We start from the raw sequence: 821 nt of genomic DNA, 5'->3' as shown, positions 1-821 counted from the left end.
GGTGAAGGTGTTTTCCTATACTCAGCCTAAAGAAAATATTTGCCAATATAAAAATTGGACTCTCGAAGGTGGCAGCAAGAACGGATCGGTAACCGTGCTTAGCTGCAAAGCTCATGGCAATGGTCTGGTCGCCCAGTTAAAGGGGTGTCATGATCGCGATGAGGCTAAGCAGTATTGTGGTTCGTTGATTTCTGTACCTCGAGAAGAATTGCCGGAACTGCCTAGCGGTGATTACTACTGGCATCAGCTTCAAGGTCTGAAAGTATTTGCTTCAGGGTCTGATGTAGAAGAGAAGGTTTTACTTGGTCGTGTTGATCATTTGATTGAAACCGGATCTAACGATGTTTTGGTAGTAAAAAAGTGTAAGGATAGCTTGGACGGTAGGGAGCGATTAATTCCTTACTTGCCAGATCAGGTTGTCTTGGCGGTAGATCTGGAAGCAGGATCCATTGAAGTTGATTGGGATCCGGAGTTTTAGTTTGTAAAGCGCTGATTGCGGTACTTGCGGGGCGTTTTTATATAGGCACTACTTAATCAGTTCTGTAAATCAGTTCTGGCATAAGGGATTGGTTCTTTAAGTGGTGCAAAGATAGAAACTTGCTGGTCAATGTGGTGTGACTGGCTTAGAGATGTGAATGTATGCATTTTGGACTGGTTACGCTTTTTCCTGAAATGTTTCGCTCTCTAGAAGATCATGGTGTCGTTGGGCGGGCAGTAAAGAAAGGGCTAATAGCTCTGGATTATTGGAATCCTCGAGAGTTCACCCATGATAAGCACCGTACGGTCGATGATAGACCTTATGGTGGTGGCCCGGGAATGTT

1 protein-coding gene and 1 pseudogene are annotated in these 821 nt (G+C 44.7%); both read left to right on the top strand.

The window, feature by feature from the left end:
* On the top strand, nt 1–478 hold a 478-nt coding region (gene rimM, locus A3729_RS00810), incomplete at its 5' end, for a ribosome maturation factor RimM (RefSeq protein ID WP_068632969.1).
* A gap of 161 nt (nt 479–639) precedes the next feature.
* Nucleotides 640–821, top strand: a pseudogene (locus A3729_RS00805) (tRNA (guanosine(37)-N1)-methyltransferase TrmD); the annotation flags it as partial.

The organism is Oleiphilus sp. HI0043, assembly GCF_001634935.1.
The sequence above is the reverse complement of the archived record's forward strand: the minus strand, read 5'-3'. Positions and strand labels throughout refer to the sequence as shown.